The sequence below is a fragment of the Flavobacterium psychrophilum genome (assembly GCA_001708385.1).
Lineage (GTDB): Bacteria > Bacteroidota > Bacteroidia > Flavobacteriales > Flavobacteriaceae > Flavobacterium > Flavobacterium psychrophilum_A.
The window spans coordinates 1445763-1461331 of record CP012388.1; the positions used below are offsets into that span (position 1 = coordinate 1445763).

The window sequence follows — 15569 nt, forward strand, 5'->3', positions numbered from 1 at the left end:
TAAATTCGGCGTTGATATCGTTGGATAAAAGAATGACTAAGAAAACAACAACCATTACTATTAGAGAATAGCCGGATGTTTTTATTAACTGGCGACTTTCGTTTATAAAGGCATTGCCTGCTAAGTTCCGTCTGTAAAGGAAGAACCATAGAATATACCCTGTCAGACTTATCGCAACATATGCGTATTGAACAATATAAAATGACATAAGATATTCTTCCCTAAGCGCAGAATTACTTATGATTATACTATATGGGATTAGACATATTATAAATGGTGCAAAATGAAGAATTAGCTCCTGCTTTTTAATATTTACTTCGTTAAGCGATTTACAACCTATTAAAAAGAAAGGACCATACCCTAATACAAAAGGCAAAGAAATATCTACTGCAAGTAAATTGTCCGAAGATAAGCGTATGATAAACGCAAATATTGCATGCAGCAACACAAAGACGAGATAGGCATTACATACTTTATTAAATAAGGATGAATAACCTTTTTTCCATCCGGCATAAAGCGTAGCAAAGGTTAGTATTATAATACTGCATAAAATAAATTCTGGCATTTCTTATTTACTTAAGGTAATTGGTTAGCGTCTGTTCTATATTGTGAAGGTGCAAACCCTGTTACTTCTTTAAAATATTTATTAAGACTGGTCTTACTATTAAACCCACATTCATAAGCAAGTGTTTCAATAGTTACGATATTGTCTTCCGCTAGCCTTTTCTTAGCGTAATCAACTCTGTATTCTGCTATAAGCTGGTAAAAACTTTTACCAAGATACGTATTAAGAAAATTAGACAAGTGATGCTTTGGTATGTTTGTCTTTTCAGCAAGCATTTCCAGTGAAATTGCAGAATTAAGGTACAGCTGATTGCTTTCCAGAGTAAGCTTGAGCGCAAGTATTACTTCATCAGAGGTTTTGTCTCCATAAATACTATCGCGCTGTGGCAAATCAGGTTTTTTCACCTGTAATGAATGGTCTTGATCATTAAAAAGGTAAAACACGATAACTGCAGCCAGAATTAAAGGAAAGATAAAAAGAAAATCCTGAATCTTCAACGCAAGCGTTAAAACATTTATCTTTTGTAATCCCGAAAAAATGAGACCTGTAGCATACCAAATAGAAATATAACTTAAAAGAAAGAGTATTTTTCTTTGAGATGCTTCCGGTATAGTTTTTTTTACGTCGATTAACAATACAAAACCATAAATCAATAATGAAAGTGGTATAATAATATAATATTCTATATACACAAATCGGGTTAACCCATATGCCCATGAAATAGAAAACTCAATGCCAAAAAAAGTTAATACATATATAAATAATAAAACTAAAAATGGGATGATATGCAGATATGAAAACGAAAGTGACTCACCTTTTGCACTTTTAAATGAAAGGTAAAGTAAAGGCCCATAAATTATACCAAAAGGCATGGCAATACTACACAAAAGTGAAATTGTATGAGCGAGGCCAAAAGCGAAGTGAATTGCTAAACTTCTTTTAAAATCCTTTTCAGGCACTATTTCTTTCAGCATCAATCATTAGTAATTTATTTAATTATTTGGCATTTCTGGGCACACAAAGGTATTCATTCGACAAATATTTAACTATAGATTTATTGTACATTCTTTGTAGAATTAATTCTACAAAACAATCCTTTTATTATATTTGGCATAGAACTCCCCCATAAATTAATGATTTCTTACTTCAAATCTCTCCTTATAACAGCATTTTTGTTGCTTACTGGCAGCAGCGTAAGCTATTCCCAAAATAAGTACCATGCAGTATGGTATTCTTCAGACAGTAATCACTTACCTCAGAACAGCGTAAAATCTATCGTTCCTGATAAATACGGTTTTATATGGATTGCAACTGAAAATGGAGTGGTTCGTTACGATGGATTAAATTTTAGGGCTTTTACTATAGAAAACACTAAAGGTATTACCTCTAACAGGATGCTTTTATTCGACGGAAGTATCGAAAAAGACAGCATCATTATATTAAATGAACATGATGAGACATTATTAATCCAAAAAAGAACAGTTAAAAGCATTAACTCTGTTACAAGGCCTGAAAAAGATTTAAAAAATATAAATAAAAACTCTTATTTATTATACCCCGGATACCGTTATACCATAAAAGAGAAACCTTTTGGCATAACTGCCGGCAATGAAACCTATATATTTGGAAATGATAGCTTACGAATATATAATAGGCCGCTATCACTAAGAAAGCAACTGCCTTACACTTCTAAAGATTCTGCACAGTTTTTTGTCTGCTGCGGATTGTTGTACACGCTTGCAGGCAACAACGATTACATTCAGATCCCTGAACAAAATAACGTCAGCAAAAAATTTGACCGCAACTTTTCTAAGCACAAAAGAATATACAATAATATACTGGCGCAACAGTCATTTATATACTCCGGTAAAGAACTATTTTTTATAAAAAGGAAAAACGGAGTGATAACTACAAAATCTATCTATAAAGGTTTTGATTTTACAGCTAACAATATCATATCATTATACTACGATGAAAAAAATGAGGTTTTATTTCTTGGAAGCACCAATAAAGGCCTTTTAATAGTGAAACCAAAAGATTTCAGGCAGAATTCTACATCTTACTACCACAGCGCAGGCACAGATGATGTATATTATGCTTTGGCTGCATATTCAAAAAATAGTATTGTCGCTTCTACAGGTGAAATTTTTAAGACAGATAATACAACAGGTCTGCTTCCTACCGGAGCATACACCGATAAGTACTTTATCATTGTAGATAATAATGGCGATATTTGGACCAAAACTGGAGATGAGCTATATCGGTACCATAAAAAGAGTAATTACGCTACATCCGATAAATGGATAATGCGAAATCCGTTATGTTCACTTTCAAAAGGGATTGACGGAACGATATGGATTGGTCTTTTTAACGACAAGGGGAAAAAGGGTGGTTTTCTCTACAAAATAGTACCAAATGAAGTATACCCATCACCAAAACTGGTTATGGAACTTGAATTTGCGCCTTCTGAACTGACCGAAACCAACAATGGTTTTATTTGGGCGGGTTCCTGGAAAGGACTTTACAAAATCTATCCTGAAAAACACAGTTACGAAAAAATAAAAGGTGTGCCCAACACACACGTTCGCAATATTTATTCACCTTCGACAGACGAAGCATGGATATGCACCTACGGCAAAGGCTTGTATTTATACAAAAACGGCAAAACTTCAAAATTACCTATCGATAACAGCCAGCATCTGCTTACTCCCCACTGCATAATCGAAGACAAGTCTGGTTTGCTATGGATAACTACCAATAAAGGCTTATTCGCTATTAAAAAGCAGGATCTTTATGATTATACAAATCACAAAAGAGAGAAAGTATACTATCATCTGTTTAAAAAGAACGCCGGGTTTACCAATAACGAATTCAACGGCGGCTGTAAGCCTTGCGGTGTTTTTCTCGAAGATGGAACACTATTTTTTCCGTCGATGGATGGAGTTGTATATTACAATCCGGATTCAGTAAAGAAGCGATTACCAAATAATGATATCTATATTGATCAGATCGTAGTTGACGGAAAAATTCATGAGACAAAAGACACCCTTGTAATAGACCGGAAATTTGGCAGGATAAAATTCTACATCACAAGTCCTTTTTTTGGCAATTCGTACAATCAGAATATAGAAACAATGCTGGAGGGTCCCGTAACACAAGATTGGACCGCCTTGACCGAAAACAATGTATCTTTTTCAACATTGCCACCAGGGGAATACACCTTAAAAACAAGAAAACTAAGCGGCTTTGGAAGTAATTGGATATATAAAGAACTGAATTTTTGTATACCGCCAGCATTTTGGCAGACAGATTATTTTACCGCTGTATTTACATTACTGGGAATATTCTTGGCATACCTCATATACTTGTTGCGCATACGCTATATAAAACATAAAAATATACAACTGGAAAAACAGGTACTTGTTAAAACAGAACAGCTTCAAAATACAATCCTGGCACTCAGAAAAACAAAGGACGATTTGAGCAAACAGGTAACAAATCATAAGAAGCTCATAAAGACAATAACCCACGACATAAAAAGCCCGTTACGATTTCTTGCTATAACAGGAAGGTTTGTTTACAACAGCATAGAAAAAGCTGATAATGCGCTAAAAGAGGATATAAAAGCCATACACACCTCTTCTACACAGCTATACCATTTTGTAGATAATTTTCTAGAGTATGCAAAGGAGACGGATATAGACACTTATAAATCGGACTCCTATTTATTGCGTGAACTGGCAAATGAAAAGTCGGCCTTTTTTAAAAATATTGCTAACGCTGCCAAGACTACTATTATAAATGATATTGAGAAAGACATTGTTACCACCGTTAACAGGCATTTATTATCTATTATTATTCACAACCTACTAGATAATGCCATTAAAAACACATTTAACGGCATTATATCTATTAGCGCGGCAAATGTTGAAAAAAACATCTCGATTATTATCAAAGATAATGGCAACGGCATGCCGGAACAAACGGCAATGTATTATCGTGATATCCTTGAAGAAAACGATACAAATGATTTTACCCACAAGGGAATGGGGCTTTCTATGATTATTGAACTACTTGCAATAATGAATGGAAAAATGACTATTAACAGTAAAGAAAATATAGGCACGACCATCATAATATTGTTTTTACAATAAGTTTAATTATTGGCATGAAGTCTGTATTTCTCGGCAAGGGAAACAACATTACTTACTCCCAGTTTCTCAAATATCCTACTTTTATACGTACTCACGGTAGACATGCGTATGTTTAGCTTATTGGCTATTTCAAGATTTCCTTCCCCGTTTACCAGAAGTAGTGTAATTTCCATTTCCCTGTTAGAAAGCAGAAAAAAAGGGTTGTCATACAACATAGCATCCGGATGCTGGGCCAGCATATTTTTTATGGTATCGCCAATATATAGCTCTCCGTTGAGTATGGTACTTACGGCCTCGATAATTTTCTCCTCAGAGCTCAGTTTATTCAGATAACCGTCTGCACCAGCCTGTATATAACGAAGGGCATATTGGTCTTCATCATAAGCAGAAAAAACAAGTATTTTTACTTTTAGCTGTATGGCTCTTATCTTATTAATCATGCTAACACTGTTACCACCGGGTAAATTGATATCTAATAGTAGTAAATCAAACTGTTCACGGTTTAGCATATCCAGCGTACTATTAAAAGTATCAACTTGGATTACCTTCATATCAGTGAAAAATTCACGTAATATAAGAGATACTCCCTGTCGCACCACACTATGATCATCCGCAATTAAAATTTTCATTTTTAATCGATTTATAATAAAATTAGAATCTTAAAGATAAGCAGAATTTAAAAAAACACAAGCACGTCTGCCAATAAGGCTGCCAATTACAGATTCAGAATATAAAACAAAGACTACAATATACTAGTTAGCAATACATTTACGAAACGTGAAACTTTTGTTAAATCTTAATGATGCAAAAACACGAAATGCAATTATTTTTTAGAAGATTATAATCCTAAAGATACTTTTCTTACATTTAATAAAACTATGATAACAATAAGATACAAATACAATTATGGCATATACAGATAGAATGCTTCGTGATAATGCACTACAGGACAAGGTTATTGTAGTTACAGGCGGCGGAAGCGGACTGGGAAAATCTATGACTAAGTACTTCATGGAACTTGGTGCTAAAGTAGCTATTACATCCCGCGACTTGGACAAGCTTAAAACTACTGCGGCAGAACTGGAACAGGAAACAGGAGGCAAATGCCTTGCTGTTCAATGTGATGTTCGTCACTACGACCAAGTAGAAAATATGCTGGCAGAGGTATTGGCTGCCTACGGTAGAGCCGATGTACTACTTAATAATGCAGCCGGTAATTTTATATCACCTACAGAGCGTCTTTCTGCAAATGCTTTTGACACTGTAATAGATATAGTACTTAAAGGCTCTAAAAACTGCACCCTTGCTTTTGGAAAGCACTGGATAGACACCAAACAGGAAAAATCTACCATACTTAATATTGTTACTACATATGCATGGACAGGATCTGCCTATGTCGTGCCGAGTGCCACGGCAAAAGCGGGTGTGCTTGCAATGACGCGAAGCCTTGCTGTAGAATGGGCAAAATACGGAATACGCAGTAATGCAATTGCACCCGGCCCCTTCCCTACTAAAGGTGCATGGGACAGGCTTTTACCAGGCGATTTAAAGGAGAAATTCGATCTTGCTAAGAAAGTACCGCTTAAGCGTGTAGGCGACCATCAGGAACTTGCAAATATTGCAGCCTACCTTGTTTCAGATTTTTCGGCATATGTAAATGGAGAAGTCATTACGATAGACGGAGGAGAATGGTTAAAGGGTGCAGGACAGTTTAACCTTCTGGAAGATATACCCGAAGAAATGTGGGACATGCTTGAAGAAATGATAAAAGCTAAGAAAAATAAGTAATCCAAAAAGGATAATCTGTATTCCATCGGCATAATTTTGATTATACCGATGGAATATTTTTTTTAAACATCTTAAACCAAAGGCAGTAAAACTAAAATATCTCCAATAAAACAAACGCGATAATAAATAATATTCAACAAAACTGTTATTTGAAAGTAATCCTCACACAAATATCATTTTCAGCTATTTATTTAGACTTAGTATAAATTAATTTCTATATTTGCCTTGAAATTTTATTCTTAATAAATCTAAATAAAACACCATGAAGAAAAATTTACTTTTAGTAGCTTCTTTATTTGCCGGTTTTTTTGCATCTGCGCAGGAAGTTGATGCAAATGGCTACACAACTGTAGCGGTGGATATGCTACCAAACTACGCTAACCAGGTATTCTACAAACTTTCTACCAACACGCAAACTCCGGTTGCTGCCGCAAGCTGGGATATTGCTTTCTACAAGGCAGAAGGTGGACAAAAAAGTCTTGGTGCTATCCGTACTAATGATCAAAAAGTTACTGCGCTATACGAATCTGGAGTTGCATCAACATATGCTACTACAAACGTTGCAAATGTAGCACAGTGGACAAAACTTTACAATTCGGCTACATCATGGAGTACAGGGGCTTTCAATACAGCTAGCGACACATCACCATTTGGTTACAACTGGGGTGTTTACAACATGGATACGCACCATGTAGTCGGTACAAGAGTATTTGTACTTCAAACTGCTGCCGGATATACAAAACTTATCATCGAAGATCTTGACCCTGCAAACCAAGAAGTTGCTGAAGGTCCGAAAGAACCACTTTATACCATTAAATCTTCAAAATGGTCTGGTACAGAATGGTCTGCCGATGTAATATCTAAAGTAAGAATTCTTAATTCTTCAACAGCTGATGCAGCTTATTTATCTCTTGACACAAATGCACTTGTAACTGTTGCTCCTGCTGACACTGAATGGGATTTTGTATTCACAAAATACATTGACGAAGTTACAATGGGTACAACAACTGCAATGTATAATGTAACAGGTGCTCTACACAACAAAAGTGTAAAAGTATCTGCTGTAGCAGGTGAAGTTGGAGAAACAGCTACTTTCACACCTCCAGCAGGAACTACTTATTCTGCAGACATCAACAAAATTGGTGACAAATGGAAAGCATTCTCCGGAACTGCTTACACAATTCCAGCTAACACGTACTATATCAAATCAGGAGATAAATACTACAGGTTATACTTCCTTTCTTTTGAAGGCCAAGGAACAGGTAAATTAAGTTTCAAATACAAAGAAATAACAGATGATATTGTAAGTGTTGAAGATTTCAACAAAACTTCTTTCAGCGTTTACCCTAACCCAACTGCAGACAAAAACGTAACAATCAGCCACAATATAGATGCTAAAGGTACAGTAAGCGTTTACACTCTTACAGGTGCTCAGGTTTCAACTGGTGAATTAAGTGCAGGTTCTCAAAACCTAAACCTTTCTTCTCTTTCAGCTGGTATCTACATCGTTAAAATTGAAGCTGGTAACCAAACAGCTACTCAAAAACTGATCGTTCAATAAAGAACAAACCAATCAGCACAATCTTTAAGCCCTGCATAATATGCAGGGCTTTTTTATTTGTCGTTATTGTTAACAATTTCCGTTTTCATAAACCATAAATAATTGTATTTTTACGGTTCAAAATTCACAAACATAAATGGGTAAGATTATCGCCATAGCCAACCAAAAGGGCGGCGTAGGAAAAACAACAACTTCTGTAAACCTTGCGGCAGCGCTTGGTGTATTAGAAAAGAAAGTATTATTGATTGATGCCGACCCACAAGCAAATGCCAGCTCCGGGCTTGGCATTGATGTAGAGACAGTAGAAATAGGTACTTATCAGATACTGGAGCATAGCAATACTCCCGATGAAGCAACGATAGATTGCTCTGCACCCAACGTATGGGTAATTCCTGCCCACATAGACCTTGTGGCTATTGAAATAGAACTTGTAGATAAAGAAAAAAGGGAATATATGCTTAAGCAGGCATTGGAAAGCGTTAAAGATAAATATGATTACATTCTTATCGACTGCGCACCTTCTCTTGGCCTTTTAACACTTAACGCACTTACAGCGGCAGATTCTGTTGTGATACCTATTCAGTGCGAATACTTTGCACTTGAAGGACTTGGTAAGCTATTAAACACCATAAAAAGTGTTCAGAAAATACACAACGCACAACTTGATATTGAAGGCTTACTGCTAACAATGTATGATTCACGTCTTCGCCTTTCTAACCAGGTGGTTGAAGAAGTTCAGAAACACTTCCACGATATGGTTTTTGAAACGGTTATACAACGAAATGTAAAGCTTAGTGAAGCACCAAGTTTTGGCGAAAGCATTATTAATTATGATGCAACAAGCAAAGGAGCAACAAATTATATTAACCTTGCTGAAGAAATTATAAAGAAAAACACTGTAGTACAATAGGTTTATGACAAAAGCAATTAAAAAACAAGCACTGGGAAGAGGCTTATCGGCATTATTAAAAGATCCTGAAAACGATATTTCATCGGTTGAGGATAAAAATGCAGATAAAGTTGTGGGCAATATTATTGAGCTTGAACTTGATGCCATTGAAATAAACCCTTTCCAGCCAAGGACTAACTTTAACGAAGAGGCCCTTCAGGAACTTAGCACCTCTATTAAAGAGCTTGGCGTTATACAGCCAATTACAGTTAGAAAGCTTGATTATAATAAATATCAGCTGATTTCAGGTGAGCGACGTTTACGTGCCTCTAGGCTTGCCGGACTTCAAACGGTACCTGCTTATATACGTATTGCAAACGACAATGAGTCGCTTGTAATGGCTCTTGTAGAAAACATACAGCGTCATGACCTTGACCCTATTGAAATTGCTCTTTCATACCAAAGGCTTATAGACGAAATACAACTTACACAGGAGCAAATGAGCGACCGTGTTGGTAAAAAACGTTCTACAATTGCTAACTACCTTAGACTGCTAAAACTTGACCCGATTATCCAGACAGGTATTCGCGACGGCTTTATTAGTATGGGGCATGGCCGTGCTATCATCAATATTGATGATCATGATGCACAGGCAGATATCTACGAAAAAATTGTTAGCGGAAATCTTTCGGTAAGAGAGACCGAAGCTCTTGTAAAAAGCTACCATGAGAGCTTATTGCCATCGGCAGCAAAAACGGTTAAATCAAGTTCTTTTGCTGTTCAGGACGAGCAGAAAAAAGCGTTTACAGGCTTTTTCGGTGCAAAAGTAGATGTAAAAGTAGATGCTAAAGGAAAAGGAAAAATAACAATTCCTTTTCACTCTGAAGAAGACTTCAACAGAATCATTAAACTTGTCAATAGTTAGTGAAAAAGCTGTCATTCATACTCATAGCAATACTATTCCTTTCTTCTTTCGGTGCGAAGGCACAAACGACGGAGGAAAGTTTTACTATTGAAAAAGACACAATGAAGCTGCCTGTAAATTATCCTGCGCCAAATCCGCTTGCTCCTGCAAAGGCGGCGTTCTATTCGGCTATATTACCGGGATTAGGCCAAGCTTATAATAAAAAATACTGGAAGATACCCATTGTGTACGGAGGAATGGGTTTAAGCCTTTACTACTACTCTTTTAATAATAAAAAGTACCACGAATACAGGGATGCTTATAAGCTGTTACTTGCAGGCGGACAACCAGGAGGCGAACTTACAGGTATTGATGCAGATCGTTTAATAAGAGCTCAGAAATTTCACCAAAAGAACAGGGATCTTTCTATGCTTATCACTGCCGGTTTGTACATCCTGCAAATTCTGGAAGCTAACGTAGATGCACACCTTATGCAGTTTAACGTTAATGAAAACCTCTCGCTGCGCCCAAATTTGCAGCAAAATGAAATAGATAACAAACATAATATGGGGCTTAAGTTAAGCTACCAATTTTAAGATATGAAAATTGCTTTATTAGGTTATGGCAGGATGGGAAAAGTAATTGAAAGAATTGCTTTAGAACGTGGCCACGAAATTGTACTTAAAAAAGGATCTAATGATACTTTTGATGGCCTTGAGAATGCAGATGTAGCGATAGATTTTAGTATACCTGATTCGGCTGTAGGAAATATTTCGGCATGCCTTAACGGAAATATTCCTGTTATATCGGGCACTACAGGCTGGCTTGAGCATTATCACGATATGGCTAAGCTTTGCGAAGACAAGAGCGGTGCCTTTATTTATGGATCTAATTTTAGCCTTGGCGTAAATATATTCTTTGAGCTTAATGATTACCTGGCTAAAATGATGGCTAATCTTAAGCAGTACAAAGTATCTATGGAAGAGATACACCACCTACAGAAACTTGACGCACCAAGCGGAACAGCAATATCTTTAGCTAAAGATATCATTGCTAATTCCGATTATTCCAGCTGGGCACTTGAAAGCGCAAAAGAAGACGAAATTCTTATTGAAGCCAAAAGAGAAGAAGGCATACCGGGAACGCATAGCGTGTTTTATGATTCGGAAGTAGATTCTATCGAAATAAAACATACAGCACACAGCCGTGAAGGCTTTGCACTGGGCGCAGTTATTGCTGCCGAGTGGATTTTTGGCAAACAAGGTATTTTTACAATGAAAGATGTTCTTGGTTTACAGTAACATTTTTACACAATTGTATACTTATATAAAAAACTTATAGAAGATGACACTATTACAATGGTTTATATTTTTTCTTGCTGTACAGGTTGTACACTTTTTAGGAACATGGAAACTGTATGAAAAAGCAGGCAGGAAACCGTGGGAAGCAGCTGTACCCATATACAATGCTGTAGTGCTTACGCAAATAATAAACAGGCCGCGCTGGTGGGCTGTACTACTATTCATTCCTATTGTTAACCTAATTATGTTCCCCGTAATATGGGTTCAGACACTTAGGGCTTTCGGGAAAAGGTCTGCGACAGATGCAGTTATAGGCATCGTTACACTTGGCCTATATCTTTATGTAATTAATTATACCGGAGAAGCAAAATATGACCCCGAAACGGAAAGAAAAGAAAGTACATTAAGCTCTCTTTTATTTGCTATCGTAGTAGCTACTATTGTACATACGTATTTTATCCAGCCATTTACAATCCCATCGTCTTCACTTGAAAAAACACTTCTTGTTGGCGATTTCCTTTTTGTAAGCAAATTTAATTATGGTGCACGTACTCCTATGACTACTATAGCGGCGCCAATGGTTCACGATACAATTCCACTAATAAACAAACAGTCTTACAGCAAATGGCCTCAATTGCCTTATTTCAGATTTCCCGGCTTCCAAAAAGTAGAGAAAAACGATATTGTTGTTTTCAACTGGCCAGCTGATACTGTTACCAAGTTCTTCGATAGATCCTCTTATGGTATCCGCAAGCCTATTGATAAGAAATCTAACTATGTAAAACGTTGTGTAGCAACACCCGGAGATGTTTTCTCTCTTAAAGATGGTATTGTTTACATTAACGATAAAGAACTTATCTTATCTGACAGAGCAAAACCACAGTATAACCACACCATTTATTCCAAAGCAGGAATAAGTGGACAAATACTGAAAGATAATGGTTCTACTGAATTTTACAGAACCTATATCGTTAAAAACCTAAGCAGCCAGGAACAGATAAATGCTATTACTCCTTATATAGCGGCTTCTCCGCAACAAAATGCTGACGGATCTTATACTATTAGCACATCGCAGAATGGTATTCCTTTAAAAGTTATCAGGGAATTCAGAATCGATGCGCAGGAAGTACTTCAAAACAATATCGTTGCCAACCTTACTCTAAAGGGAGCTGAAAATATTCGTAATACAACGGGAGTTGATTCTGTTATACGTTATATAGACCGCACGGCTGGTAATGCTGTGTTCCCATATACTAAGCCATGGAATCAGGACAACATGGGGCCTTTCTTAATTCCTGAAAAAGGAAAAACAGTTGAACTGAATAAAGAAACAATTCCGTTCTATAAAAAGATCATCGGAGAATACGAAAAGAACGACCTTAAAGTTACCGGCGATGAAATTCGCATAAATGGACAGGTTGCAACCAGCTATACCTTTAAACAGGATTATTACTGGATGATGGGTGATAACCGTCACAGGTCTGAAGATAGCCGTTTCTGGGGTTTTGTACCTGCAGACCATATTGTTGGTAAACCGGTTTTCATCTGGATGAGCCTTGATCAAAATGAATCATGGAAAAATATCGGCGATAAAGTACGCTGGGACAGGATGTTTACAACAGTGGGAGGAAGCGGTGAACCGGTTTCTTACTTTAAATATTTTCTTGTTGCACTTGTTCTATGGTTTGCCGGAAGCTACTTCTGGAAAAAGAAAAAAGAGAAAGCAGCTAAATTTTAAAATTATTCAATTTGAAGATTTGAAGATGAAGGAAACCTCCTCATTTTCAAATCTTCAAATTTTAAAATCATACCATTTTAATGGACATCCTACTCCACCCTACATATTTTCCTTCTATTAGTCACTTCGCTGCTATGGCACAGGCCGATAGTTTTACCTTTGAAGTTGAAGACAACTTTCAGAAGCAGACAAATCGTAACAGGATGTACATTTACAGTCCTAATGGTATCCAGCTTTTAAACATTCCGGTAAAGCATGCGAGCAAGCCGTTCCAAAAATTTAAAGATACACGCCTGGAAACTGCTTTCGACTGGCAAAAACAACATTTTAAGTCCCTTGAGGCCGCCTATAGAACATCGCCCTTTTTCGAGTATTTTGAAGACGACATCAGGCCGCTATTCGAGAAAAAACATGAGTTTATGATGGATCTTAATTTTCAGGCTATGGAAATTGTTACCTCATGCCTCGGGATGGATTTTTCGTATGGTAAAACAGACGAATACTTTAAAGAGGTGGAGAATTTAAAAGACTACCGTTATTTGGTTAACGGAAAAAAAGACAACGTGCAGTTTGAACCCTACACACAGGTTTTTGAAGAGAAACACGGCTTTATAAATAATCTTAGCATCCTTGACCTTTTATTTAACGAAGGCCGTTACGCAATGGAATATCTTAAAAACCAGGAAGTCTAGTTACTTGTCCTCTTCTTTTTCAAAACACAGTCGCGTCATTACCGGAAAATGATCTGAGCAGGCAAATTTGTCAAACGTAGTATACTGCTTTACGTCGATACTCTTATCGGTAAACACATAATCTATACGTGCAGGATAATATTTGTAGTTATAGGATTTTCCAAAGCCCTTTCCTGATTCTTCAAACCCGTCTTTCATCTTCCCTTTTACCACGCGGTAGACATAAGAAAAAGCACTATTATTAAGGTCGCCGCAAATGATCATCGGGTACGGGCATTCGCTTTTATGTTTTTCAACCAGTTCTGCCTGTAGCTGCTGCTGTTTAAAGGCACCGCTTATCCTTCTAAAGATAATTTTAGATTTCTCTTCGTTGATAGTCTCATGAATATCCGGGCTTATTTTAATCGACTGCATGTGCATACTATACACACGCAATGTATCCTTGCCCTTTTTAATATCAGCGAATACAACGTTATTACCCGTATCGGGAAATTCGATATGCCCACTATCTATAATTGGGAATTTAGATAGTATCGCCTGTCCGGTCTTTCTATCGCGCCCGAAAATAAATTTATGCTTGTATCCGCTAAATCGCACATTCCCTCTTTTATGTATAGTAGAAGACGGCATACGATATCGGGATTTTGCTCTTTTACGAATTCTCGAATCTTTTCAGGGATATCCGTATCAGGAAGCCATTCGTAGAGATTGAACATCCTTACGTTATAGCTCATCAGAGTAAAATCTGACTTGTCTTCCGGAAGGTTTTTGGATGAAAACTTATAGCATTTGCTGATAAATGTTATACCCAATAAAAGCACAAGGCCGGATAGCAGCATTTGTCTTTTAGTCTGCAGCAGCCAATATATAAAGAAGATGAAATTCAGGACCAGCATTAGCGGCATTAGTAGTGTGAATACCGAAAGTATAGGGAATAGCTTAGGTGCCAAAAAAGGTAGTATATAGGCAATGAACGTCAATACAGTTAATACTATATTGAGGAAAAACATCATCTTATTGAAACCCGATAGTTTTTTCATGAATTGCCGCTTCTATCCAAAGCTACTTAATTATTTGCCAACTTTACTTAAAAATTCCTTTTCTGCTGAAGTAAGGCTATCATATCCCGATTTACTGATCTTATCAAGGATATCATCTATTTGTTTCTGGGTAATATCTTTGGTAGCCGGCTTTACAACCCTTAAAGGCGTTGGTGGTGTATTGCGATATATTTTTTTAAATGGAGTCGATTTTCTCGGCTTAAACAAATTGGTGACAAAGTCAATACCAGCCGATACACCTTTAGTAAGGTCAGTTCCGTTCTGGAGAAGTTTTATATAAATGAATCCAAACAACGCACCCGCTAAATGTGCAAGGTGTCCGCCTGAGTTACCTGCTGACGCTGATATTAAGTCTAAAAGTACAAATACAATAGCAATATGCCATAGTTTTACCCGTCCTATAAGTAATAACCTAATCTCATAAAGTGGATTGTATACTGCCGTAGCTATCAAAATAGCCATAATTGCTGCAGATGCTCCAACCATTTTTGAGGCACCGCGTTCTGCAAGCAGTGGCAATGTGTTATAACTCAGAATAAATATAAATGCTGCAAATAATGCCGAAAGCAGGTATACGCCGAACATTTGTTTCTGAGTGAAAAAAGTAAGGAAGAGCCTTCCTGCAAATACGAGCATAAGCATATTAAAAAGGATATGCATAAACCCGGCGTGAAGAAAAGCGTAGGTTAATAACGACCAGGGCTTCCAAAGTAAATCGACAGGATCTGAGCTCACACTCAACCAATCCATTGTAAACGGAATATCCCATCGAAGGAATGGAACTTCAATCTTGAACAATGAAAGAATACTGAATAATACCATCGGTATGGCAAATAGCCCGACATTCCAGAAGATAAGCTTCTGCGTAATGCCGCCTATCCTATATTCCATCTTTAAGTCGTTGAGAATACTCATA

The 15569-nt window shown here is 36.9% G+C and carries 12 protein-coding genes and 1 pseudogene; 9 read left to right on the forward strand and 4 right to left on the reverse strand.

The features are described 5' to 3' along the window. Positions 1 to 576: 576 nt before the first annotated feature. Positions 577 to 1437 carry a hypothetical protein gene (locus tag ALW18_06285; protein AOE52158.1) on the reverse strand — a complete coding sequence of 287 codons (861 nt, stop codon included), beginning with the start codon at positions 1435 to 1437 and terminating at the stop codon, positions 577 to 579. A gap of 261 nt (positions 1438 to 1698) precedes the next feature. On the opposite strand from ALW18_06285, the gene ALW18_06290 reads away from it, so the two are divergent. Beyond that, on the forward strand, positions 1699 to 4719 hold the full coding sequence (locus ALW18_06290; GenBank protein AOE52159.1) for a hypothetical protein: 3021 nt from the start codon (positions 1699 to 1701) through the stop codon (positions 4717 to 4719). Positions 4720 to 4721: 2 nt separating this feature from the next. Here ALW18_06290 and ALW18_06295 read toward each other — a convergent pair whose 3' ends face one another. Continuing rightward, positions 4722 to 5348 (reverse strand): hypothetical protein, encoded by a 627-nt coding sequence (locus ALW18_06295; GenBank protein AOE52160.1) that lies wholly within the window; start codon positions 5346 to 5348, stop codon positions 4722 to 4724. 277 nt (positions 5349 to 5625) lie between these two features. On the opposite strand from ALW18_06295, the gene ALW18_06300 reads away from it, so the two are divergent. From ALW18_06300 to ALW18_06335, 8 genes are all read left to right on the forward strand, one after another. Next, complete coding sequence (locus tag ALW18_06300) at positions 5626 to 6507, forward strand: short-chain dehydrogenase (GenBank protein ID AOE52161.1); 882 nt, start codon at positions 5626 to 5628, stop codon at positions 6505 to 6507. Positions 6508 to 6769: 262 nt separating this feature from the next. Next, positions 6770 to 8068, forward strand: coding sequence for a hypothetical protein (locus ALW18_06305; GenBank protein AOE52162.1), 1299 nt, complete (start codon positions 6770 to 6772; stop codon positions 8066 to 8068). Between the two features lie 136 nt (positions 8069 to 8204). Beyond that, positions 8205 to 8978, forward strand: a complete 774-nt coding sequence (locus ALW18_06310) for a chromosome partitioning protein ParA (GenBank protein ID AOE52163.1) — start codon at positions 8205 to 8207, stop codon at positions 8976 to 8978. Between the two features lie 4 nt (positions 8979 to 8982). After that, positions 8983 to 9882 carry a chromosome partitioning protein ParB gene (locus tag ALW18_06315; protein AOE52164.1) on the forward strand — a complete coding sequence of 300 codons (900 nt, stop codon included), beginning with the start codon at positions 8983 to 8985 and terminating at the stop codon, positions 9880 to 9882. Next, positions 9882 to 10457, forward strand: a complete 576-nt coding sequence (locus ALW18_06320) for a hypothetical protein (protein AOE52165.1) — start codon at positions 9882 to 9884, stop codon at positions 10455 to 10457. Before ALW18_06315 ends, ALW18_06320 begins: the two co-directional genes overlap by 1 nt. A 3-nt stretch (positions 10458 to 10460) precedes the next feature. Further along, positions 10461 to 11162, forward strand: coding sequence for a dihydrodipicolinate reductase (locus tag ALW18_06325; protein AOE52166.1), 702 nt, complete (start codon positions 10461 to 10463; stop codon positions 11160 to 11162). A 43-nt stretch (positions 11163 to 11205) separates the two neighbouring features. Continuing rightward, entirely contained in the window at positions 11206 to 12900 is a 1695-nt protein-coding gene (locus ALW18_06330; protein AOE52167.1) for a signal peptidase I, read from the forward strand. 80 nt (positions 12901 to 12980) lie between these two features. Beyond that, a complete protein-coding gene (locus ALW18_06335) occupies positions 12981 to 13592 on the forward strand; it encodes a hypothetical protein (protein ID AOE52168.1) in 612 nt (203 codons plus the stop codon). On the opposite strand, the pseudogene ALW18_06340 reads toward ALW18_06335, so the two are convergent. Both ALW18_06340 and ALW18_06345 read right to left on the reverse strand, forming a co-directional pair. Continuing rightward, positions 13593 to 14632, reverse strand: a pseudogene (locus ALW18_06340) (endonuclease). A 30-nt stretch (positions 14633 to 14662) separates the two neighbouring features. Continuing rightward, positions 14663 to 15568, reverse strand: a complete 906-nt coding sequence (locus ALW18_06345; GenBank protein ID AOE52169.1) for a transmembrane rhomboid family protein — start codon at positions 15566 to 15568, stop codon at positions 14663 to 14665. Position 15569: the final 1 nt, after the last annotated feature.

Coding starts and splice junctions, on each gene's coding strand:
- ALW18_06285 (AOE52158.1), bottom strand. CDS start 1,437: ATGCCTTTTGGTATAATTTATGGGCCTTTACTTTACCTTTCATTTAAA.
- ALW18_06290 (AOE52159.1), top strand. CDS start 1,699: ATGATTTCTTACTTCAAATCTCTCCTTATAACAGCATTTTTGTTGCTT.
- ALW18_06295 (AOE52160.1), bottom strand. CDS start 5,348: ATGAAAATTTTAATTGCGGATGATCATAGTGTGGTGCGACAGGGAGTA.
- ALW18_06300 (AOE52161.1), top strand. CDS start 5,626: ATGGCATATACAGATAGAATGCTTCGTGATAATGCACTACAGGACAAG.
- ALW18_06305 (AOE52162.1), top strand. CDS start 6,770: ATGAAGAAAAATTTACTTTTAGTAGCTTCTTTATTTGCCGGTTTTTTT.
- ALW18_06310 (AOE52163.1), top strand. CDS start 8,205: ATGGGTAAGATTATCGCCATAGCCAACCAAAAGGGCGGCGTAGGAAAA.
- ALW18_06315 (AOE52164.1), top strand. CDS start 8,983: ATGACAAAAGCAATTAAAAAACAAGCACTGGGAAGAGGCTTATCGGCA.
- ALW18_06325 (AOE52166.1), top strand. CDS start 10,461: ATGAAAATTGCTTTATTAGGTTATGGCAGGATGGGAAAAGTAATTGAA.
- ALW18_06330 (AOE52167.1), top strand. CDS start 11,206: ATGACACTATTACAATGGTTTATATTTTTTCTTGCTGTACAGGTTGTA.
- ALW18_06335 (AOE52168.1), top strand. CDS start 12,981: ATGGACATCCTACTCCACCCTACATATTTTCCTTCTATTAGTCACTTC.
- ALW18_06345 (AOE52169.1), bottom strand. CDS start 15,568: ATGAGTATTCTCAACGACTTAAAGATGGAATATAGGATAGGCGGCATT.